This is a genomic window from Yersinia sp. J1 (genome assembly GCF_050586585.1).
Lineage (GTDB): Bacteria > Pseudomonadota > Gammaproteobacteria > Enterobacterales > Enterobacteriaceae > Yersinia > Yersinia entomophaga.
The window spans coordinates 56,793-80,155 of sequence record NZ_JBOBDP010000005.1; the positions used below are offsets into that span (position 1 = coordinate 56,793).

Here is a 23,363-nt window from a genome sequence, read left to right on the forward strand (position 1 = left end):
CTTGAGATATATTTAGTGAAAAATGGTATAAATTAATAAAAAAATCATAAGGAAATGATTTTTTACAAACTCTCATTTTTAACAAATTCATTTAAAATAGTATTATTAATTCCTTGAGATAAAGACACTGGTGCTTTAAAACCAGTATTATCTATATTATTCGATTTAAACTGAGTACGAGCACAGAATTTTTTTATTCTGATACTACTGACAGAAAACTCTTTTCCTGTAACTTTAGATAATAGATCAAATAAATAGCCACCAGCCAAACCGATAAGGTATGGGACTTTGATTACCTTGTTATCTTTGCCTAAAGACGAATAGATAATACTTGTTAGTTCATTCATGGTATAATCAGGTTTATCTATGTAATTATAAACATGATGGCCTTCAGGAAGTTTTATAGCGTGTTCGAGAAAAGCTGCCATATTTTCAACATAAGCCATTGATTTTTTATTGTTGCCAGATCCTATCATCAAGAATCGACCTGAGGCTATTTGTTTGAACAAGTTGTAAACATTACCTCTGTTATTCTCACCAAAAACAACCGTTGGTCTAACAGTGACTAATTTTCTATCTGAACTAACTTGCACCCACTGATTATAAACTTCCTCAGCCTTTAGTTTTGACTTCCCGTAGTCATTGAAGGGATTAAAGTCTCCGTCCTCCCCTGTTTCGGTTTCGACAAATCCATAAACCGCGACTGATGATGTGAAAACAATATTAGTAATTCCTAACCGCTCAGCAGCAGCGCAAATATTTTTGGCACCAGTAACATTTACATCATAATAAAGGCTGATCGGATGTACATTATCTTTATGCTCGGCAGCCAAGTTAATAATTGTATTAACACCTTTCAACGCAGGATCTATTGTTTCTGGTTTTGTTATATCCGCGTACACCCAGTCATTTGGAAATAGCTCACTTTCCTTTATATCTAGAATACAGAAGTCTATGCCTTGTAACTTTAATCTTTTACATAAACGAGAACCAATGAAACCTGAACCACCTAAAACAGCAACTTTATTATGAATTTCCATCTTTACGACTCTCTTTATAAACATAAGATAAAAGTTTGGTTGGTAGCAACCTAACAACACTCCTCATGACAAATATCATGAAAGAAGATACATAGGGTTGAATACCTAAACTAGATTTTAGCATCGCAAGCTTCCACTCACTTTTAATGTACTTAAACCCGCGACGCCTAGATATCATTTCATGTCCAGCAGAAACATTAACCAATATATCCGGTATATTTGCGACCTGATAGCCTCCGGAGATAACTCGAAGCCATAGGTTATAGTCCTCCATAAAATGGTGATGTTTATAGCCACCAACTTTTTCTATGATATCTTTACGAAATACGACACTCATATGATTAAATGGATTTTTTTTACATGAGTACTTAACAATCTCATTGTGTAGTAAAGGAACTGCTCTTACCCCAAGAATATTGTCCTCACTCCCAGAAAACTCAGAAATATAACCACCTAATAGAGCAACATCTGGTTTTTTTGATAAATATGACAATTGTTTCTCGAATCTATATGCATAACAGACATCATCGGTATCCATTCTAAAAACAATATTATTTTTACAGTGACTTAGACCTATATTTAGTGCATTTCCAAGCCCAACATTTTTTGCGAGTTTGATTTCTATAATTGGCAGTAAAAAACGCCATTTATCAAGAACAGATGCTAAAAAAGGATTAACTGGTCCATCAAGAACAATGACAATTTCATCAGCCAGAAAAGTTTGCTTACTTAAACTAAGTAAACAACGGTCTAATCGGTCAGGTTTTTCTTTATCATAAAGTGACATTAAAACACTAAATATCATAATAGTTACTCATTCTGGTTTACTGGCTAAAAGCTCTACATATAGTGCACGATATTTTTCAGCCATGATATTCGAAGAGAAATGATTGAGGTAAGCCTGTCGAGAATAATAAGATGATATTTCAATATCAAGCATCGTTAATAACTCAAACCCTTTAACAAAATCTTCAACCGTATTATCAACAATAATACCAGTACTAGGTTCACACAAATCAACAACTTCTTGATGAGGTGGAATATTCGAACAAATGAATTGCTTTCCCAAACATATTGCTTCCAGTAATGCTAAAGGCAACCCTTCAGCTTTAGAAGATGACACAAAACAATCCATGTTTATAATAAGTGACAAAGGGTTAGAAACATTACCATAAAATATAATATTTTCATTTTTATATGCAGTCCTATATTTTTCTAACTCGTCACCTCCACCAATAATATGTAATGAGTGAATGTTTTTTACATTCCATTTAACAAATGATTCTAATAAAATAGAGGGATTTTTTCTTTTATTAATCACACCTAAATAGAAGAAATTTATTTTCTCTCTACCTTCTAAATATCGGCCATCAAAATTATCCAAAACACCATTTCTTATATATGTAATTTTTTTTATATGATAAAGTTTAGAACAATAATCAGCAACTGACTTTGAACACCCAACAGCCATATCCATTCGATTCAAAGAAAACCTATTAATTAGCCCCATCATTCTGCCAATTACTCTACCTTTACTATATATGTAATCAATATCAATAAAATTATGTATAGTCGATATCTTTACACATTTAATTTTCAATACCGCTAGAATAAAGTCAGGAATCAAACAATGGCTATGAATTACGTCAAATTCCTCAGCTTTTATTTTTCTTATCATTGCCAGTATTGAACGTAATGGAAAAACCTCGGTAACGCAGCCAACTGCATTAAAATCATGTTTCTTATTTCCTGACTTTAATGCATATACATGGATGTTATCATTGCTAACCTGGCTTAGTTCCTGTACCAGAGTAAAACAAACATTGACAGGTCCTGCATTCAAAAAACTTGGGATAATATATAAAATTTTCACTTCTAACTCCTGAAAGATAACAGTAACACTAACATTTTAACTAATTATATTAATAGTATTATATTCATTCAGGTAATTCTGAACATCTATATTCGAATATAACATCGCCAAGCTCATGCCTATAGTTAATATAAAAACAAAGAATGCAACTAATGGCCTATTATTAACAAATAAAGTTTTTATCGCATACGGTATTAATATCAATTCAGAAACAGCTAGCGCATTAGAAACTCTGGCTGCTAATATTGCCATATCACTAAATGTTATCCACCAACATATTGATAACACGTATGCAAAGAGAAATACATCCAATGACTTTTCCCAGTTATATTTAGATCTTATATAAAAGAAGATTAAAACATAAAAAACTCGTCTTAAAAAAACAGGACTATACAATGTTAGCGAATAGTTAAACTCATTTATCTTCATGTAGTTAGATATTTGTTCGACAATAGAAAACCCCGACGGAAGGGAATTAAATAGCGGCACCCAAAAGTAAAAAAATATAAATGAAAGTAAAATAACACACACAATCCTTTTATTACTCTTCATCACCTTATCATAAAAAACAAATAGAAATGCTGGCAAACTTGATGAGTGAGCCAAGAAAGAAGAAAATATAGTCACAATGCTAGCAACTAATTTACTTCTACTTAACAGGCAGAGAGAAAAAAGAATAAGTGCAGATGCCAAACCAGCCCTTATTTGAGTCATTTCTTTAGTAATAAACCCATGACAGTAATATATAAATAATGATAAGAATGGATAAACTGAAAATTTCGAAAAACACCAAGAATAGATAGTTATGGATAATAATGAAAAAGTAAGAAAAAGCAGATATACATCTAGATTAAAAGATTTAACGATTGATGACACAAGAAAGAATAATGGGTCACCATGGATATTACTTAGATCAGAAGAAAAGAGGTTTGAGAAAACTGGAATTTTCTGAAAAATACCCACATATTCTACATAATCACGATCTACACCTTCTGCCCTCAAACCACAGAACAGAACCAAAAATAAACAAAATAGTAGGAATATATATGTATACCCATATGTTCTTATTTTTGGAAATGAAACATCAAAGATGCTCATAATAAGCAGCATAAAGGCAAAAATATAATAAATCATTACTTATCACCGCTTCTGACATCCTATATTAATCTCACAAATGCAATATACTAGAATTAATGATAAAATTTATAAATAAAATTTAAAACCCTTATTTTGTAGCACATCAGAAATAGGCCTATTCCGAATTATTTTAAAAATCCCACCTAGTATCTTTAAGTATAACCTAGGATACTTAATCATTTTCTTTAACAAAAAGGCCCTAACAGAAAGATTTAACCCACCATAATTTATATATATGTTCATTATGGTATTGGCATAAGAGTCAATTTTATCACTAGACGACGGGTCATTTATTTTATTAAAAGCCAATTGGGCTATTAATGCTTCTGGTTTTGGTAATCCTCTTAATAAGGCTTTAATCGCTTTAGATCTTAACATTGATGAAGTTAAAATATCGGGTAAAAACAAAATATTATAAACACCAGATGCATTCCAAGTGTCATGTATATCTGGTTTATTCCATTTTACAACGCTTTTACCTGAAAGTATTAATCTCGCATTTACATTGTTTTCAAGCGCATAAAATACAGGAGCAATATGAGGAGCATTAACATAACATCCCCAATACAAAAACTTCATATACGGGCGAATCATGTTCATTCGGTAAAGATTATTTGATATCAACAAATGATTCCCAAAATTACAATTTATTGATGATAAATATGTAGAAAAACTATCGCAGAATATATCAACACCATTAGAAGTCCCTAAATCCGTTGTGAAAGTAACAAAATCAGCGACTCCAGAAGTAATATAACATCTAATTGTGTCTAATGCGTTAGGCAATACATCATCGTCATCACTTAATAACCACATCCATTCTGTATTCACTCTTTCAAAGCATTTAACTATATTAGCAGTAAGCCCAATATTATTTTCATTCTTATGTAAGATAATTCTAGGATCATCAACAAGTGGTTTCAAAACATCACTCAGTGATTCAGGGGTTGCATTATCCGATATAAGTAATAAATCACTCTCCCCCATTTGCTGAAGCAATCTAATAATTTGTTTTTTTAACTTTTCAATTCTATTATAAGTCGGAATGGCAATTGTGAGACTAGATTGTTTCATATTTCTTCCATAACATTAGACAAATAAAAAATTATTTTTTCGAAAAATACCGTCTAAAAAGAGCGAAACACCACGGAAAGCAAATAAAAGTCATTACAGCACCATAACTTGCAATGGTGTAAAATGAGCTTATTTTAGAAAAATAAAAAATAAGTGGCAATGAAATAACTCCAACCACAACAGAGTTCCATAGCAATGGCTCTTCTTTATGCGCTCTCATATATACAGCCATAGAAAGAACGGAATGGTTAATTATCGATATGAAAGATAAAACAAGTAATATATTAAAATCTGAAATTCTTTGTGAAAGATTAAAAAAATAAAATTTTATGAAAAACACTAAAAACAAAAAAACAACAGACATCAGAATATTTAACACTGATGATTTAATAAACAAAGAGATGAACAAATTATTTAGTTCCACCTTTTTTTTATCTGCAATCAAATTTGCCATCACAGGGCTTTTAGCATTAATCCAACTTAATGACACTGATAGCATTGCACCATATATAGCCAATGATAATCCGACTCGTCCCGCCTCCACTGCACCTTGGTGCGCAAATAACATTGGATTAAATAATTGGAATATAAAATAACCGCTTAACCAGCTCAGTGCAATCCTCCATTGAAATGGAACAATTTCTTTCAACCATGAAATACTATTATTTCCAGAAAAATCAATCACACCATAATTAAAGAGCAATTCTTTATTCCGTATCATTATCCAATATATCGAACATATAGCCATAACTCCACTTATAGCGGGAATCGCTACTAGCCCAACATTACTCATAAGCAAGCCAAATAACAAAAAATAGCCTAATAACGATTGAATCAATCTTAGCTTTGCTATCTGTCCAACAAACCCCATCCCTTCGTGCATTGCTAGGAAGGGGCTTATAAATAGATTAATTGCTGAAAATAAAACCACCAGAGCCCATGCTGGCAGCCACTCCATTAATGGAAGATGACCGTTACGCTCAAAGAAGTATATTCCTATCGAAAAGACGGAAATAAAAAAAACAATAGAAATCAAACTATACCATTTTTTTAACATCGGAACTAATGAATATATCCGATTAACGTTCGTTAGATTTCCAGAAAGCTTCCCATGGCTGTTAATATAAACATTTGCCATTTCGTGACCGACAACTTGGACAATAACATAATTAAAACCAAGTTCAAAAAAAACTTGCAATCCGATTAAGCTTGAGAATGTAAAATAATACCCTTGCTCTGCACTAGAAAACTTGAAGGGAATCATCAAAATCAGTAGTCCACCCAATATGATTGAGCTCATCCTAAAGAGTAATGTAAATCCTATATGGTAATCGATAGATGTTAAGCTCATTAATTTAGAAAAAAAAACGTTAATACATCTCATAAAAATCTCATCCAGCAAAATGCCCAGTGCTCAGTGCTCAGTGCTCAGTGCTCAGTGCTTTTTATATTACATTGAGATAAGAGCCCATAATTTATACTCAATGATTTTTCACATTTTTAAAAAATATAACACATGGAAGAGTTTGTGATAAATAAAAGCCACATCTTCATTACTTACGCTATTCGTTTGCATAGCTATGTTAATCATACTTTTTCAATAATCAGATAAATGTAGCCGCTATTATATTGAGCATAGTTTAAACCCGAATTTTTAACTATATTTTCTTAGTGGTAAGGATAACCATTAAAGTGCATTAGAATTAATAAACATCATCTAACTTGATTACATTGGAATAACAATACATTCACCTAACTACAAGCCATAAATAACCATCTGCTATTTCTATATTTTAAAGCGTCTTTCCAAAAAATGCTATTCACAATGAAAAGTTGAATGGTTATCTCATCACATTAGCCTAATAGCATACCTTATCATTAAATTAAATTAAATTAAATTAAATTAAATTTTTATAGAAATAACACTAAAAATTATACAAAGCAGAGTTAGTATGTATATTATTCATTTTTAATTTTGGTCTAGGGTTCGTGTTGCTTAGGGATAATAATTATTTACTTCAAATGAATTTTCATTCTGATTGCATCAAATACCATCTAAACACTGTATTATATAAGACTCTAATTTATCCTGTACTAGTCCAATATTTTCAAATTTATATTCTGGTTTTAGCACTTCATCTTCTCTATATCCATAAAAACCGAAATCAACAAGTAATTCTCTTCTATTACTATTTTTATTAACTAATTCCACAATATCTTTTACTGAATACTCATGTGGATTAAATATAGAAAGTGTATTGTTTTGATAATTTTCACTCTCAGAACAAACAACATCCATGATTGCATTCACCACATCTTCTATATAAACAAGATTCAGTTTTTGTTCTCCAGGCGATAATTTAAGGGTCATCTCATCTTTTGCACTGTTAATAATAGCATCTAGTATTTTCCCCCTATTATCATTTTCTCCATAGGTTCCATATAACATAATATTAGTATATTTTACATTGTAACTAGAATAATACTTTAACAAATCCCTTAAAACTGATTTAATGATTCCATAAGGATTCACGCCCTCAACATTTCGGATTGAATGACTAAACTCCCAATAGCTACCAATATTGACAAATCGACCATTACCTCGTTTTTTAAAATATTCCAATAAGATAAATGGGATTTTAAGATTACCATCAATCACATTAAGATCTGGTATTTCTCCGGGTTTGTAATAACCCGCAGCTAAATTTACAATAAGATCAGGAGATAATTCATTTAAGATAAAGGTTAGCGAATCTATAGAAAATTTCGCATATTCAATTTCTCCATCGGCTGATATCGATGTTATTTTATCTCTGCCTATATTATAAATAACCCCATATTTTTCTATAAGTTTCGGAATTAAGAAACTACCTATATAACCTGTCCCGCCAGTCAAAGCTATTTTCATTTAATATTTGGCCAGTACAATACTGGCCAGCTCCTATTAGAAATTCAAACCAAAGAATTCTTCAAACTTACTAACTACGTAATCCAGATGATCATGTGTCAGGCCTGGATAAATACCGATCCAGAAGGTTTGATTCATAATACGGTCTGTATTAGTCAACTCACCGACAACACGATACTTCACGTCGTGGAAATACGGCTGGCGCGTTAAGTTTCCAGCGAACAGTAAACGTGTACCAATTTTGGCTTCATCTAAGAATTTAACCAAATCGATACGGGTTACACCGCTGTCTTCTTTAAGCGTTATTGGGAAACCGAACCAAGATGGATCTGAGTTTGGTGTGGCTTCCGGCAGCTCGAGGAATTGCTCACAAGACTGCAAAGCACTTTTTAGGTATTTAAAATTGGCTTTACGCTTTTCTACAAATTCTTCTACGCTTTCAAGCTGAGCTAAACCACAGGCAGCCTGCATATCCGTAATTTTAAGGTTATAACCTAAGTGAGAATAGGTATATTTATGGTCATAACCGAATGGTAGAGAACCTAGTTGTTGGCCAAAGCGTTTTTTACAGGTGTTATCACAGCCTGGTGCGCAATAGCAGTCACGGCCCCAGTCACGGAAGGATTCAATAATACTCTTCAGTTCTGCTGATTTGGTAAATACCGCCCCACCCTCACCCATAGTAATATGGTGAGCAGGGTAGAAACTAACGGTACCAATATCACCAAATGTACCCGCCATTTTGCCATCATAGGTTGAACCTAATGCATCACAGCAATCTTCAATAAGCCAAAGGTTATATTTATCCGCTACACGGCGAACTTCAGCCAGATCAAATAAATTACCCAGCGTATGAGCAATCATAATGGCTTTAGTTTTATCACTGACAGCTGCTTCGATCAGGCTGGCGTTCACATTATAAGTTGGAATATCAACATCAACGAAGACAGGAATTAAGCCATTCTGAATGGTAGGGTTAACTGTAGTAGGGAAACCAGCAGCAACAGTAATCACTTCATCGCCTGGCTTCAACGCTCGTGCACCAAGTTTTGGCGAGGTCAGCGCAGTAAGCGCTAGCAGGTTAGCCGAAGATCCTGACGTGGTTGTCAGTACATAAGGAACACCGAGATATTCCCCCAGTTTTTTCTCAAAAGCATCATTAAAACGACCGGTGGTTAACCACCCATCCAAAGATGCTTCAACCATCAGCTGAAGTTCTTTAGCACCAATAACTTTACCTGAAGGTGGAACGACACTTTTACCTGCTTCAAATGGCTTAGGGGCCATAGCCGTTTCAGCGTACTGAGCAACTAGCCCAGCAATCTGTTGACGTAATTCTTCTTGACTCATTTTCTATGACCTCAAATCATCTAGTTTTCATGTAATTATTAATTTCAGTAACACTATATTCATGCATGTCTTTGCCGGCTAGCCAGGCTTTATGCCAGGCCACAATATATTCCAGCGTGGTGTTAAGGCTCCAACGTGGGTGCCAGCCAAGTTGCATTTTAGCTTTTGAACAATCTAACTTTAAATAGTGAGCTTCGTGCGGATGTTCATTACCATCCAATTGCCAACTTGCATCATCACCCCAAAATTCGACCATTTTTTCAACAATATTTTGAACCGGAGTAGCATCTGCTTCATTCGGACCAAAGTTCCAGCCTTCGGCATATTCTACGCCGCCGTTGTACAACTTTTGCGCCAGTAAAATATAACCGGACAACGGTTCAAGCACATGCTGCCAAGGGCGAATGGCGTGAGGATTGCGGATAATAACAGGTTTTGACTCTTCGAAAGCACGTAAAATGTCCGGAACAATACGGTCCAAAGCCCAATCGCCGCCGCCGATAACATTGCCGGCGCGGACAGTAGCCAGTGCTGTACCATGCTGATCGTACTTGGCTGGATTAAAGAAAGAGTTACGATAAGAAGATGTGACTAGCTCAGCGCAACCTTTACTGTTGGAATATGGGTCATATCCACCCATAGCTTCATTTTCGCGATAGCCCCATATCCATTCTTTATTGTCATAGCATTTATCGCTGGTGATATTAACCACAGCTTTGATGCCACCAACTTGACGGATTGCTTCCAGTAAATAGACGGTGCCCATAACATTAGTTGAATATGTTTCAACGGGTTCCGAGTAGGATAGTCTTACCAGCGGTTGAGCCGCCATATGGAAAACGATTTCTGGCTGAAATTCACGAATTGAGTTTAATAGTTTTTGTTGATCGCGAATATCACCGATTTCTGATTCCATCCCGTCAGCTACGCGGGCAGTTTCAAATAGGCTAGGTTCAGTTGGCGCAGCCAGAGAATAACCTTTAACCGTTGCCCCCATGTTCTGCAACCACAAACTCAGCCATCCACCTTTAAACCCGGTATGACCTGTTACAAAAACACGTTTACCTTGCCAGAAGCTTGCATCAATCATTTTTTATTCCCATACCTTCCAAGGTGCGCGTCCTTCTTCCCACAGTTCATGTAGGTAGAGCTTGTCACGCAGTGTATCCATTGGCTGCCAGAAACCTGTATGCTCAAAAGCCATCAGTTCGCCCTGCTCAGCCAGGGTCATTAATGGTTCTTGCTCCCAAGTTGAGTTATCGCCATCAATTAGATCAATAACTTTAGGAGACAGGACAAAGTAGCCACCGTTAATTAAAGCGCCGTCACCTTTAGGCTTCTCTTTAAAGCTACGAACCTGTTTATCTTTGATGTCTAAAGCACCGAAACGGCCTGGCGGATAAGTGGCAGTTAAGGTCGCTTGCTTACCGTGATTTTTATGGAATTTAATCAATTCCGCGATATTCACGTCGCTGACACCATCACCATAGGTGAAGCAAAAGGCTTCATCGTCTTTAACGTAATCTTTTACTCGACGTAAGCGGCCACCGGTCATTGAATTCTCACCGGTATCAACCAAAGTAACATTCCAAGGCTCGACGCGTTTTTGGTGCACCGTCATTTCATTATCACGCATGCAGAATGTAATATCGGACATATGCATAAAGTAGTTCGCAAAATACTCTTTAATGACATAGCCTTTATAACCACAGCAAATAACAAAATCATTTATTCCGTAGGATGAATAAAGTTTCATAATGTGCCAGAGGATCGGTTTCCCCCCAATTTCTACCATTGGTTTTGGCTTAACTACGGTTTCTTCACTAAGACGGGTCCCAAGACCACCGGCAAGAATGACTGCTTTCACTAGAATCTCCATTACGTATTACTTTGACAAATCAAAGCTATTTTGATGGCACAAAGGCATCAGAGAAAAATTTATTTTCGTTTAATCCATTCTTTATAAAATCAGCGCGCGCAGCAGATATCATAGCTAAGGAACCGCAGGCATAAACATTAAATAGACTGAGATCGGCGATATCGTTAAGAACAGACTGATGTACAAATCCAGTTGCACCAGTCCAACTTTCATCATGACCTGAGACTACAGGAACATAATGAATATTGGGGTACTGAATTGCCCATTCCCTTGCGATATCGGAATAAAAACTATTCCCTGTCGGCATTCCCCAATAAATATACATTTCACGTTGATCATTTTTAGAAATTAATGCTTCAACCATAGACTTAACGGGAGCAAAACCTGTACCACCGGCAAGGAATATAATAGGTTCATTATTCTTACGCACAAAGAAAGTTCCCTGAGGCCCTTCAATACGTAAGAGTTGCTGTGGTTTTAATTCGTTAAAAATGATATGACTGAAAAGTCCATTAGCAACTTTCCGTATATGCAGCTCAACATTCCCGCCGGGCGCGTTAGCAATAGAATAACTACGGCGTTGCCCATTAATTATTAAATCAATATATTGCCCAGCCAAATACTCCATATTGGCGCTAGGTGGAAGCCTTAGCGACAAAATGGCAATGTCTTCGCCAAGATACTCAATATTGTCAACTTTGCAGGGATAAGTTTTTTTCTTTATGTGGCTAAGTTCAGGATAATAATGTACGTCTAACTCAACATTAGACTTTGCTTTAGAACAACAAGTTAGTATTGAACCATTAGCAATATCTTCTTCGGATAAGAATGTATTCTCTCCTTGCTCAACCTCGCCTGATAGCACAACAGCCTTACAAGCGCCGCAGGTTCCGTCCTTGCAGCTGTACTCAATATTGATATTATTTTCAAGTGCCGCATCCAGAATGGTTTCAGTACCATCAGAAGTAAAAATAACACCGGATGGATGCAATTTAATTTCTAAAGACATATATAAATCCGAATTAAATAAATTTAAATAAGTAAATTAATTCGCCTGACTGATTTTTATCTTTTTAAGAATTAATCTTAGCGAATGATTTTAACAAAATGCATGGAGTAGCGATCTCTTCATCCATGAAAGGCATCGTCGTATAAATAGAATAAAATCCCCACGCTACCGCCCTTGGCTTGCAGCTACCAATGCACTGATTCGAAGGTTTAGGTCTGTGGCCCCGCAGGGGGCTTGAGGGTACGCGCTTTGGCCTTAAATCGGTCTCAGAGCATTCCTAAACAGCAGACACATTTTAAGTTAAACATTCATTTAATTAAGGCATTAAAATTTTGTGCCAATTCTCGTACTAATACCCCGCTATTACAAGAAAAACGTGATTTATGCCACGCTTTAATTGACTAAGATAATACGAGAAAATCCGGAGAATGCCCTTTGCACAATAAATCGTAACCGAATGTATTCACTTGATTTTCTTCATGTCTTCGAGTATTTAAAAATCAAACTTTCAGCTAAACATAAGCCGCTCTATATATAGAGCGCTTATATTTAGCAAGGCACTACATGTGCCGTTTAACTAATAACTCAAGCAAGTCAATATGCGCAATATCATCATTCAATGCAGGGATATATTCAAACTTCTCGCCGCCTGCATGTAGGAAAATCTCACGATTTTGTTCTTTAATTTCCTCTAGCGTTTCAAGACAATCAGCGGAAAAGCCAGGGCAGATCAGCTGTATATGCTTAACACCTTGAGAAGGTAAGCTTTTTAAGGTTTCATCAGTATAAGGAGTGAGCCAGGGTTCGCGGCCAAATCGTGACTGGTAGGTCATCATGATCTGTTCTGCGGGCAGCGGCACAACCGCCGTAAGCGCGCGGGCTGTATCTTCACAACGCAGCGGATAGTCGTCACCAAGCTGTGCGTAACGTTTAGGGATTCCGTGGAAAGAGAGCACCAGACGGTCAGGTTGACCATGCTGCTCAAAAGACCGTTCTACGCTTTGTTTTAATGCGGCAATGTAAGCAGGATGCTCTGCATAGTCACGAATAAAGCTGATAGAAGGTAAACGACGATAATTTTTTAGAATACGTGCAACGCTATCCCATACGGCAGCGCTGGTCGAACAGGAATATTGAGGATAAAGCGGTAACACAACCAGTTTAGTTACGCCTTGTGCCAACAGTTTTTCTATGGCATCGGATAAATTGGGTGAGCCATAGCTCATTCCAAGCTCTACCGGTGTGTCCGGCATTCGGGCCGCTAGCGCCTGCTGCTGCCGACGACTAAAAACCAATAGCGGCGAGCCTTCGTCCATCCAAACTGATTGATACAGTTTAGCCACTCGCGGAGAGCGGATTGGCAGTATGACACCGCGTAATAAAGGCCACCAAAGCAAAGGGGAAGTATCAACTACTCGGCGATCGCTGAGAAACTCAGCCAGGTAACGCTTAATCGCTGGAGTCGTTGGGGCATCAGGCGTTCCCAGATTGACCATCAGAACGCCAAGTTTGCTTTGCATGAGTCAGTTCCCTTCCTTTACTAATAAGCTGCAATGTATTTAAACCCACGACACACAGCGCGTTTATTTACTGCCATTATAGCGAGGCGGCCATAAATATAAACTCCCTGCTACTTCACCTCTGCAATACATAAATAAGAAAGGCGACCCAAGGCCGCCTTCTTTGTCTACTCAGTATATTAGCCCAAAATAGTAGCTAATTCAGCGCTTACTTCAGAAACTTTGCGAGTTCCGTCTAATTTAAAGTACTGGGTGTTGCCTGCATCAGCTTCTTTACGATAGTAAGAAACCAGCGGAGCCGTCTGCTGATGGTACTCAACCAAACGTTTGCGAACCGTGGCTTCCTGATCGTCTTTACGAATGGTTAACTCTTCACCGGTAATATCATCTTTATCTTCAACCTTAGGCGGGTTGAATTTGATGTGATAAACACGGCCAGATGGAGCATGGACACGACGACCAACGATGCGATCAACGATCAGTTCGTCTGGCACGTCAAATTCCAGGACGTAGTCAACCTTAATACCGGCTTCTTTCATGGCATCAGCTTGAGGAATGGTACGAGGGAAACCATCAAGCAGGAAGCCGTCGCGGCAATCGTCTTGAGTGATACGCTCTTTTACCAGTGCGATAACCAGCTCATCGGTCACCAGCTTGCCAGCATCCATAATTTCTTTTGCTTTTAAGCCCAATTCTGAACCGGCTTTAACAGCTGCGCGCAACATATCGCCAGTGGAAATTTGCGGAATACCGTACTTCTCCATGATGAATTGCGCTTGAGTTCCTTTACCAGCGCCCGGAGCGCCCAGCAGAATGATACGCATTGCGTAAATCCCCTTGCTATGTAGTTTTTCTATGTGTTTTTACTAGAATGAAATCGAAAATGCAGAAAACGCGTAACCATACCATTTCCACGGGTGATCGCTCAAGGCACCTTGCCGGAGGAGGTAATTGAAGAAATGAGACTAACTGAATTGATTTGGCAGAGAAAAGCCGTGATTGTGCGGTTAAAATGCCCCTAACCGAGCTTTTGGTCAGGGGCAATCGCATTGCAAATTAGGCTGTCAGTAACTGATTCATACGGCGAATGAACTGGTTTGGATCATCCAAAGTCCCGCGCTCTGCCAACAGAGCCTGATCGAGCAGCAGCTCAACCCACTCCGCAAACAGGCTTTCATCACTGACTTCTGCGGCGCGTTTTACCAACGCGTGTTCTGGGTTCAGCTCGAAGATGTATTTCACTTCAGGTGCTTGCTGACCCGCAGCGGCAAACAATTTTGCCATTTGTGTGCTCATTTCATCGGCACCTGTGGTGACGATGGCTGGCGTGTCGGTCAAACGATGAGTCAAGCGTACGTCTTTAACTCGGTCATTCAGCAGCGTTTTAACGCGCTCAACGAAAGGCTCCAGTGCTTTTTCCGCTTCTTGCTGCTCCGGAGTTTCTGCATCAACCAGTTTATCCAAGGATTCATCGGCCTTACTCACTGACTGGAAGGCTTTGCCATCGAATTCAGTCAGGTAGCTCATCATCCATTCGTCAATACGATCGGATAACAGCAGAACCTCAATGCCTTTCTTACGGAACAGTTCCAGATGTGGGCTGTTCTTCGCAGCGGCATAGCTGTCGGCAGTAATGTAGTAAATCTTCTCCTGACCTTCAGCCATACGGCTAACATAATCTTCCAGCGAAACGGTCTGCGCCGAGCTGTCGGTATGGGTTGAAGCAAAGCGCAACAGTTTAGCAATGGTTTCTTTGTTGCTGCCATCTTCTGCCGGGCCTTCTTTCAGTACCATACCGAACTGTTGCCAGAACTTCTGGTACTGTTCCACATCGTCTTTCGCCAGTTTTTCCAGCATTTGCAGTACGCGTTTGCTCAGAGCGCTACGCAAATTCTGGGTAATACGACTGTCCTGCAAAATCTCACGAGATACGTTCAGCGGCAGATCGTTAGAATCTATCAGGCCGCGAACGAACCGCAGATAGTTCGGCATAAACTGTTCGGCGTCGTCCATGATAAACACGCGCTGCACATAAAGTTTCAAGCCGTGTTTATGATCGCGGTTCCACAGATCCCAAGGCGCCTGCGCTGGGATATACAGCAGACTGGTATATTCCTGCTTACCTTCTACGCGGTTGTGGCTCCAGATTAATGGATCGGTAAAATCATGGGCGATGTGTTTGTAGAACGCTTTATATTCGTCATCGCTAACATCGGCTTTACTCCGCGTCCACAGCGCCTGAGCTTTGTTAATTTTTTCCCAGCTAACGGTGCCGTCTTCTTCGTTTTTACTTTCGATTTCCACCGGCAGAGCGATGTGATCGGAATACTTGCTGATAATTGAGCGCAAACGCCAATCGTCCAGATACTCATCTTCCCCTTCACGCAGGTGCAGGGTGATTTCAGTACCGCGATCTTCTTTGGTGATGTCAGCGATAGTGTAATCGCCCTCGCCTTCTGATTCCCAGAACACACCAGCATCCGCCGGTGCACCTGCGGCACGAGTGCGAACGGTGACTTTATCTGCCACGATAAAAGCAGAGTAGAAGCCAACGCCGAACTGACCAATCAGTTGGCTATCTTTAGCCTGATCGGAACCAATAGATTCCAGGAATGCTTTGGTGCCGGACTTAGCGATAGTACCGAGGTTTTCAATCACCTCGTCGCGGCTCATACCGATACCGTTATCACTCAGTGTCAGAGTGCGTTTTTCTTTATCGCAAGACAAACGGACGCGCAGTTCACCGTCACCTTCATATAATTCAGGGGCAGAAAGCGCACGGAAACGCAGCTTATCGGCCGCATCCGAAGCATTTGAGATCAGCTCGCGCAGGAAAATTTCTTTATTGGAGTAAAGCGAGTGAATCATCAAATGAAGCAGTTGTTTTACTTCAGACTGAAAACCACGGGTTTCTTGACCTTTCATACTCATTAGTTACCTCAATGCAAATTACTGTGCAGGCGGATATAGCCGAATGATGGAGATCAGATGGGGGTTGTAAGGAGGTGTTTCAAGTCTGAAAAGTGATGTTTGAGAGAAAAAAAGCATAAGCAGGGGCGACGGCCAGATTATCTCAAATGATATTATTCATATGATAATCAATAATAAACCGCCGCCTGACCTGAAAAAGGATCAATATTTGATCGGATGTCGCCCAGCCAGAGAGTGAGACAGCGTGGTGCCGTCCACCATTTCCAACTCGCCGCCCACCGGCACGCCATGCGCTATTCGGCTAGCCAATACGCCATACTGGCCGCACATCTGGCCGATATAGTTAGCCGTTGCGTCACCTTCCACCGTTGGGTTAGTGGCCAGAATGACTTCGCTGATACTTTCGCTGGCGAGGCGTTGTTCCAACAGATCCAGACCAATATCCGCAGGGCCGATACCGTCCAACGGCGATAAATGCCCCATCAGGACAAAATAACGCCCGCCAAACTGCCCGGTTTGTTCGATGGCGTGAATATCCGCCGGGCTTTCCACCACGCAAATCTGCCCGTTTTGTTGACGGCGAGGATTAGCGCAAATGGTACAGCTTTCTTGCTCAGTAAAAGTACGGCAATCGACGCAGTGGCCAATTTCCGACATCGCGCGGGTGAGCGCCTGAGCCAGACGCATTCCACCGCTACGATCCCGCTGTAGCAGGTGGAAAGCCATACGCTGCGCCGATTTTGGGCCTACGCCCGGTAAACAGCGCAGCGACTCCATTAATGTTTCAAGGAGTGGGCTGGTTTGCATCAGAACGGCATCTTAAAGCCCGGTGGCAGTTGCATACCACTGGATACGGAGGCCATTTTCTCTTTTTGCGTTTCATCAATGCGGCGTGCGGCGTCGTTCAATGCGGCCGCAATCAAATCTTCCAGCATTTCTTTATCGTCTTCCACCAGCAGGCTTGGATCGATTTCAACGCGGCGGCAGTTATGCGCACCGTTGATAGTCACTTTAACCAAGCCCGCGCCAGCTTCACCGGTAACTTCCAATTTGGCGACTTCTTCCTGCATCTGCTGCATTTTTTCCTGCATCTGCTGGGCTTGTTTCATTAAATTGCCAATACCGCCTTTACCAAACATAGTCTTCTCTCACAGCAAGGGCCGCGTCTGTGCACCATGCACGTACCGCAGCGATTAAATAGGTCGGATACTTTCTTCATCCAGCTCGGCATCAAAGAATCGACGCAGAGTCTGAATGTTCTTATCCGTAAGAATCGACTGACGCGCCTGCGCCAGCTTCTCTTCATAAATTGCCTGTCGCCATTCCAGCGGCGTTAGCTCCGCCGGATTGTCGTCTTCAATCACGCTTAGTTCAACCGGGCTGCCGTACAACCCACTTAACGCTTCCGTCAACACTTTCTGCGCGGACGGCGAATTCAGATGGCGCTGAGACGAACGCAGGTGAAGGCAAATATTACCCGGTTCTATCTGTTGTTTAAATGCATTCAGCGCCAACTGCTGAACCAATTTAGGGATCTGAAGCTGATTTATCTCCGCCGCCCAAGGGTCGCGAAGAATCGCCTCTTCCGCTAATTTTGCCGATAGCTCCGGCGTTTTCTCATGTTCTAGCGCCGAACGTAACGCTTTAGGCGTAGCAACTGGCTCCGGCGGCGTTTCAGGTTCGTTTTGCGCTTTCCAGCGATACGCCTCTTTCTTGCCCGGTTTCGCCTCGGTGGCTTTGGCAGCCTGACGCTGCTGACTACGCTCGGTTACTGAAGCCAATCGCTCCAGAGCCGAGATTGCCGGCCGCGCTTTGTCAGGCGCTGCCGGCTCATTCTTTTTTGGGCTGGATGTCCCATGCTGTCGTAAAAGCTGGGTTCGCGCCTGCAATAGCTGAGCGGTAGATTCCGGCACCGATGCTGGCGGCATTGGCTCTGACCGAGCTGGTGTAGACGTTACCGGCTGCGGCGCGGCGTGACGCTGCGGTATAGCATGAGTCGGCGCACCGATCGGAGAGGGAATCTGCGGAACAACTTCCGGCTCCGCGATAACCGCTTTTGGGTGGAAAGCCAGAGCGCGTAACAGCGTCATTTCAACACCCATACGGCGATCCGGCGCATAAGCTAGCTCTTTACGCCCCACCAGCAATGTCTGGTAATACAGCTGAATATCCGTTGGCGGCAAAGTACGCGCCAGTTCACGTAAACGCGGTTCTATTTCTGCGTAATGATTATCCAGCATGGATGGCAGCAATTGAATCATTGCAATGCGATGTAACAGACTGAGCGTTTCAACCAACAGGTTTTCCCAATCTACACCGCGTGACGCCGCCTGTTCTATCTGCGCCATCACCCGCGCACCATCGGCGCTCACCAGCGCTTCGATGATCGCCAGCGGCTGTTCATCATCCAAGGTTCCCAGCATCTGGCTGACCGTCGCGGTGGTCACCTGACCCTGGCCCATAGAGACCGCCTGATCGGTCAGGCTCAGAGCATCACGCATACTGCCATCGGCCGCACGCGCCAGTAGTTGTAACGCGCGAGCATCGCTGTCGATTTGCTCAGCCTGAAGCACTTTTTCAAGCTGAGCACGAATTTGTTCCACATCCAGCGCTTTCAGATGAAATTGCAGGCAGCGGGAAAGAATTGTCACCGGTAATTTCTGCGGGTCCGTCGTCGCCAGCAGGAATTTTACGTGTGAAGGCGGCTCTTCCAGCGTTTTCAACAGGGCGTTGAAACTGTGGCGGGAAAGCATGTGCACTTCATCGATTAGATAAACTTTAAAGCGGCCACGCGCTGGCGCATATTGCACGTTATCCAGCAGTTCGCGCGTATCTTCCACTTTGGTGCGCGAAGCGGCATCGATCTCGATCAGATCGACGAAACGCCCCTGCTCAATTTCCAGGCAGTTGGCGCATTTGCCACATGGCGTGGCGGTAATACCGGTTTCGCAGTTCAGCCCTTTTGCCAATAAACGAGCAATAGAGGTCTTACCGACACCGCGAGTACCGGAGAAAAGATAGGCGTGATGAATCCGTCCTAACGAAAGGCCATTAGCCAGCGCTGTCAGAACATGTTCCTGACCAACAACTTCAGCAAAAGTTTGGGGACGCCACTTGCGGGCAAGGACCTGATAGCTCATTAATACTTCATCGCTGAGATTGAGAAGACCATTTATACAGAAAAAACAAAAACACCGTTACCGCTTATATTTCATACTGGATTGTTTTCATTCACCTTTACTACCAAGATATAACCTATCGACACCATCAAAGTTATACCCATATCATCTATCACTATACTGTACCAGTACGTTGATTGTCATTCCTATTACTTTGAACATCATATTTCAGCGATTTAAGCCTGACTGAGCTGCACACCCTTCTCCGCTCGCAGCACACAGTTATTGAAAGCCTGATACAGCGATTTTATTAATCATTAGGCTTACCAATAGATTGAGCCAATAAATGAAAACGGATACGTACCAGCAGTCCGCCCAGATTTCCCCCGGTCAGAAGCTCCGGATGGCTTTGATGGTAGATGGCAATATCTTTGACTAACGCTAACCCCAGACCGGCTCCGGACTGTTCGCCAACGTTATCCAAACGGTGAAATGGGATAAGCGCCTGTTCAGTTTCGTTATCGGCAATACCGGGGCCACTGTCCTCAATTTCCAAAATACAGTGATCAATATGCTGATCCTGATGCAAGCGTGCAGTGACCGTTCCACCGTCTGGCGTGTATTTCAAGGCGTTATCCAACAGGTTATCGCATAGTTCGGCCAGCAGCAGCCCATCCCCTGCAATTCGGTACTCCCCATCACTTTCATAACCCAAATCAATATGCTTGCTACGCGCCTGCGGCAAACGGGCAAAACAAGCGTCCCGCAATAATTGAGAGAGATTAACAGGTTGCAGAGTTCGCTCTACCACTTTAACGCGGGAAAGCTGCAACAGACGGTCAGTTAGCGCCACCGTGTTATCTAGAGTGTGTTTCATCGCCTGTAGGCTTTCACGCCACTGAGCCGGTTCGTTGCTAGCCAGAGCCACCGCAGCCTGCGTTTTCAGCACCGCCAGAGGCGTGCGCAGCTGGTGAGAAGCATCGGCGCTGAATCGTCCCTGCCGCTCAACCATTTCCCGCAGCCGCTGGATATAGCGGTTAAATGCCAGCAGCAACGGCGCCATTTCAGACCAGGGGAGAATTTTAGGCAGTGGCGTTAACTCACCGGGATCGCGCAGTAACATCAGGCTGGAGAGTTTACGTAGCGGCTTAAGAATTCGCTTCAACAGCAGATAAGCCATAGCCAGCGTGAATAACACTAAAGCCCCCTGAGTGAGCACCGCAGAGACCATAATTTGCTGCGCCAGATTATGCCGCGATGCCAGCGTTTCGGCCACGAGCACCATCACCATCCCCATTACGCCCTCTTCGTTAACCGGCTGATACAGCGCAGCCACACGAATCGGCTTTCCGTCATAATGAGCATCATAAAAATGTACCAATGCGGGATAAAGATTCGAGCGCGGCGTATTGGGCGGTAGCGGCGGTAAATCATCGTAACCGGCAATGCTTTTGCCTTCCGGCGTAATGACCTGATAATAAAGCTGATCATTCATGTTACGTTCGAAACTATCCAGGACAATGTAAGGCACATCCACTTCCAAACGGCCGTTTCTCACTACCAGCCGTTCCGCGACGGTTCTGGCCGAGGCTAACAGCGAGCGATCGTAAGCCAGCGTTGCCGCATTCATCGCACTGATATAATGGGTATAAATCGAAAGGCCGCCGAGAATCAGTAAAGGTAGAGCGAAAAACACCAATAATTGATGGAATAACGAACGAGACGTTGTCAGGCCAGCGCCTTTAGCCCTGCCCATGTTCGCATTCCAGACTGTATCCTAACCCGCGCAATGTCATGATCGACACATCGCTCCCCAGCAACTTTTTACGCACTCGATGAACATACAGCTCAATACTTTCCGGGTTAGCTTCCTCCGACAAGGTAAAAACCTGCTCAAATAATTGCTGTTTTGCCACTGGCCGCCCACGGCGATGCATCAGTGTGGTCAATACCGCAAGCTCTCGAGGCGTCAGCGCCAAGGGTTTATCGTCCAGTAAAAAATATCCCTCATCGTGATAAGTCAGAGAACCAAATTGCAGAGCTTGCTGAGTCACGCCCACGCTGCGACGCAGTAAAGCGCGAATGCGAGCCTCCAGTTCGTCGAGTTCAAAAGGCTTGGTGAGATAATCATCTGCGCCCAGATTGAGACCTTTTACCCGATCCGCTACCTCGGTGCGCGCCGTCAGCAATAATACTGGCAAAGTTTGTCCACGTTTACGTAACCGGGCCAAGACCTCTAATCCATTCAAGCGCGGCAAGGCCACGTCCAAAACGACTAAAGCGTAGCTTTCGTTTTGCAGCAAATGCTCGGCTTCAATTCCATCATGGGCGATATCCACGGCAAACCCCGCGTGAGTCAAAGCCTTCTGTAACCAATGGGATAATTCGGGATGATCTTCTACCAACAAGAGACGCATATCACATCCTGTACTTTTTCCTGACCGTTGAAAGGTAACTGAAAGGTTATTGTTTTAACAATTCAGCAACCTCGCAATCGCGGGAAGGCTCACAGTTTGTAAGAAAATAACTTAGGAATCGCTATGAAAAATATAATTACCCGTGCTCTCACCGCTTCCGTCCTGATGTTAGCCGCACAACAAGTTTTGGCGATAGATCCACCGAAGCGCACCGAATGTATTGCTCCCGCCAAGCCCGGCGGCGGCTTTGATTTAACCTGTAAATTGATTCAGGTTTCCCTACAGGAAACCAAAGCCATTGACCGCCCAATGCGCGTCACCTACATGCCTGGCGGTGTTGGCGCTGTGGCCTATAACGCCATAGTGGCGCAGCGTCCGGCGGAATTCGGCACCGTCGTGGCATTTTCCGGCGGCTCGCTGCTGAATCTGTCGCAAAACAAATTCGGCCGTTATAACGCGAATGACGTGAAGTGGCTGGCCGCGGTTGGCACCGATTACGGCATGATCGCGGTACGCAGCGACTCTCCATATAAAACGCTGAAAGATCTGATGGATGCGTTCAAGAAAGATCCAAACAGCGTGGTATTTGGTGCCGGAGCATCCATAGGAAGTCAGGATTGGATGAAAACCGCGTTGCTGGCGCGCGAAGTCGGCGTTGATCCTCACAAAATGCGCTACGTCGCTTTTGAAGGCGGCGGCGAGCCGGTAACGGCGCTGCTGGGTAACCATATTCAGGCAGTTTCCGGCGATTTAAGCGAAATGGTGCCTTATTTAAGCGGTGACAAACTGCGCGTGCTGGCGGTGTATTCCGAACAGCGTCTGCCCGGCCAACTGGCTGATATTCCTACGGCAAAAGAGCAAGGCTTCAATCTGGTGTGGCCAATTATTCGCGGTTTCTATTTAGGGCCAAAAGTGACTGAAGAAGAATACCAATGGTGGATTAACACCTTTAACACCTTGACTCAAACCGAAGAGTTTAAAAAGCAGCGCGACTTGCGTGGGCTGTTTGAATTCAATCTAAGCGGCAAAGCATTGGATACTTACGTCAAAAATCAGGTTGAACAATATCGTGAACAAGCCAAAGCCTTTGGTTTAGCTAAGTAATC

The 23,363-nt window shown here is 42.1% G+C and carries 20 protein-coding genes and 1 other annotated feature; of the genes, 1 reads left to right on the forward strand and 19 read right to left on the reverse strand.

Features of this window, described 5'->3' with window-relative positions:
* Positions 1-62: 62 nt before the first annotated feature.
* The 19 genes from ACQ4OC_RS10095 to tctD all read right to left on the reverse strand — a co-directional run bounded on the left by ACQ4OC_RS10095 (position 63) and on the right by tctD (position 22,257).
* Positions 63-1,040 carry an NAD-dependent epimerase/dehydratase family protein gene (locus tag ACQ4OC_RS10095; RefSeq protein ID WP_430971142.1) on the reverse strand — a complete coding sequence of 326 codons (978 nt, stop codon included), beginning with the start codon at positions 1,038-1,040 and terminating at the stop codon, positions 63-65.
* A complete protein-coding gene (locus tag ACQ4OC_RS10100; protein WP_430971143.1) occupies positions 1,027-1,827 on the reverse strand; it encodes a glycosyltransferase in 801 nt (266 codons plus the stop codon). The genes ACQ4OC_RS10095 and ACQ4OC_RS10100 overlap by 14 nt, the downstream gene beginning before the upstream one ends.
* Positions 1,828-1,854: 27 nt before the next feature.
* Entirely contained in the window at positions 1,855-2,913 is a 1,059-nt protein-coding gene (locus tag ACQ4OC_RS10105; protein WP_430971144.1) for a glycosyltransferase family 4 protein, read from the reverse strand.
* 36 nt (positions 2,914-2,949) lie between these two features.
* The gene (locus tag ACQ4OC_RS10110) at positions 2,950-4,047 is read right to left on the reverse strand and encodes an EpsG family protein (RefSeq protein ID WP_430971145.1); all 1,098 of its coding nucleotides are present in this window, start codon (positions 4,045-4,047) and stop codon (positions 2,950-2,952) included.
* Positions 4,048-4,116: 69 nt separating this feature from the next.
* Positions 4,117-5,124, reverse strand: a complete 1,008-nt coding sequence (locus ACQ4OC_RS10115) for a glycosyltransferase family 2 protein (RefSeq protein WP_430971146.1) — start codon at positions 5,122-5,124, stop codon at positions 4,117-4,119.
* A 31-nt stretch (positions 5,125-5,155) separates the two neighbouring features.
* On the reverse strand, positions 5,156-6,508 hold the full coding sequence (locus ACQ4OC_RS10120; RefSeq protein ID WP_430971147.1) for a hypothetical protein: 1,353 nt from the start codon (positions 6,506-6,508) through the stop codon (positions 5,156-5,158).
* A gap of 660 nt (positions 6,509-7,168) precedes the next feature.
* Positions 7,169-8,032, reverse strand: a complete 864-nt coding sequence (locus ACQ4OC_RS10125) for an NAD-dependent epimerase/dehydratase family protein (protein ID WP_430971148.1) — start codon at positions 8,030-8,032, stop codon at positions 7,169-7,171.
* Between the two features lie 36 nt (positions 8,033-8,068).
* Positions 8,069-9,382 carry a lipopolysaccharide biosynthesis protein RfbH gene (rfbH, locus tag ACQ4OC_RS10130; protein WP_064512316.1) on the reverse strand — a complete coding sequence of 438 codons (1,314 nt, stop codon included), beginning with the start codon at positions 9,380-9,382 and terminating at the stop codon, positions 8,069-8,071.
* 16 nt (positions 9,383-9,398) lie between these two features.
* Positions 9,399-10,472 carry a CDP-glucose 4,6-dehydratase gene (gene rfbG, locus ACQ4OC_RS10135; RefSeq protein WP_071889691.1) on the reverse strand — a complete coding sequence of 358 codons (1,074 nt, stop codon included), beginning with the start codon at positions 10,470-10,472 and terminating at the stop codon, positions 9,399-9,401.
* A gap of 3 nt (positions 10,473-10,475) precedes the next feature.
* Complete coding sequence (gene rfbF / locus ACQ4OC_RS10140) at positions 10,476-11,249, reverse strand: glucose-1-phosphate cytidylyltransferase (RefSeq protein WP_049598616.1); 774 nt, start codon at positions 11,247-11,249, stop codon at positions 10,476-10,478.
* A gap of 37 nt (positions 11,250-11,286) precedes the next feature.
* Positions 11,287-12,270: a CDP-6-deoxy-delta-3,4-glucoseen reductase gene (locus ACQ4OC_RS10145; RefSeq protein ID WP_430971149.1), complete on the reverse strand. Its 984-nt coding sequence runs from the start codon at positions 12,268-12,270 to the stop codon at positions 11,287-11,289.
* Between the two features lie 560 nt (positions 12,271-12,830).
* Positions 12,831-13,790 carry a ferrochelatase gene (gene hemH, locus ACQ4OC_RS10150; protein ID WP_064512312.1) on the reverse strand — a complete coding sequence of 320 codons (960 nt, stop codon included), beginning with the start codon at positions 13,788-13,790 and terminating at the stop codon, positions 12,831-12,833.
* Positions 13,791-13,969: 179 nt separating this feature from the next.
* A complete protein-coding gene (adk, locus tag ACQ4OC_RS10155) occupies positions 13,970-14,614 on the reverse strand; it encodes an adenylate kinase (RefSeq protein WP_120806402.1) in 645 nt (214 codons plus the stop codon).
* Positions 14,615-14,846: 232 nt separating this feature from the next.
* Positions 14,847-16,715 (reverse strand): molecular chaperone HtpG, encoded by a 1,869-nt coding sequence (gene htpG, locus ACQ4OC_RS10160; protein WP_064518172.1) that lies wholly within the window; start codon positions 16,713-16,715, stop codon positions 14,847-14,849.
* A gap of 207 nt (positions 16,716-16,922) precedes the next feature.
* Positions 16,923-17,528 carry a recombination mediator RecR gene (gene recR, locus ACQ4OC_RS10165; RefSeq protein ID WP_049598610.1) on the reverse strand — a complete coding sequence of 202 codons (606 nt, stop codon included), beginning with the start codon at positions 17,526-17,528 and terminating at the stop codon, positions 16,923-16,925.
* The gene (locus ACQ4OC_RS10170) at positions 17,528-17,860 is read right to left on the reverse strand and encodes a YbaB/EbfC family nucleoid-associated protein (protein ID WP_049598609.1); all 333 of its coding nucleotides are present in this window, start codon (positions 17,858-17,860) and stop codon (positions 17,528-17,530) included. The genes recR and ACQ4OC_RS10170 overlap by 1 nt, the downstream gene beginning before the upstream one ends.
* 54 nt (positions 17,861-17,914) lie before the next feature.
* Positions 17,915-19,861: a DNA polymerase III subunit gamma/tau gene (gene dnaX, locus ACQ4OC_RS10175; protein ID WP_120806400.1), complete on the reverse strand. Its 1,947-nt coding sequence runs from the start codon at positions 19,859-19,861 to the stop codon at positions 17,915-17,917.
* Positions 18,518-18,582: a sequence feature (DnaX frameshifting element), on the reverse strand. (Overlaps the previous gene by 65 nt.)
* A gap of 289 nt (positions 19,862-20,150) precedes the next feature.
* A complete protein-coding gene (locus ACQ4OC_RS10180; RefSeq protein WP_120806399.1) occupies positions 20,151-21,596 on the reverse strand; it encodes a sensor histidine kinase in 1,446 nt (481 codons plus the stop codon).
* The gene (gene tctD / locus ACQ4OC_RS10185) at positions 21,583-22,257 is read right to left on the reverse strand and encodes a transcriptional regulator TctD (RefSeq protein ID WP_064512302.1); all 675 of its coding nucleotides are present in this window, start codon (positions 22,255-22,257) and stop codon (positions 21,583-21,585) included. The genes ACQ4OC_RS10180 and tctD overlap by 14 nt, the downstream gene beginning before the upstream one ends.
* 123 nt (positions 22,258-22,380) lie before the next feature.
* Between tctD and ACQ4OC_RS10190 the strand changes: the two genes are divergently transcribed.
* A complete protein-coding gene (locus ACQ4OC_RS10190; RefSeq protein WP_064512300.1) occupies positions 22,381-23,361 on the forward strand; it encodes a Bug family tripartite tricarboxylate transporter substrate binding protein in 981 nt (326 codons plus the stop codon).
* The last annotated feature ends 2 nt before the right edge of the window (positions 23,362-23,363 follow it).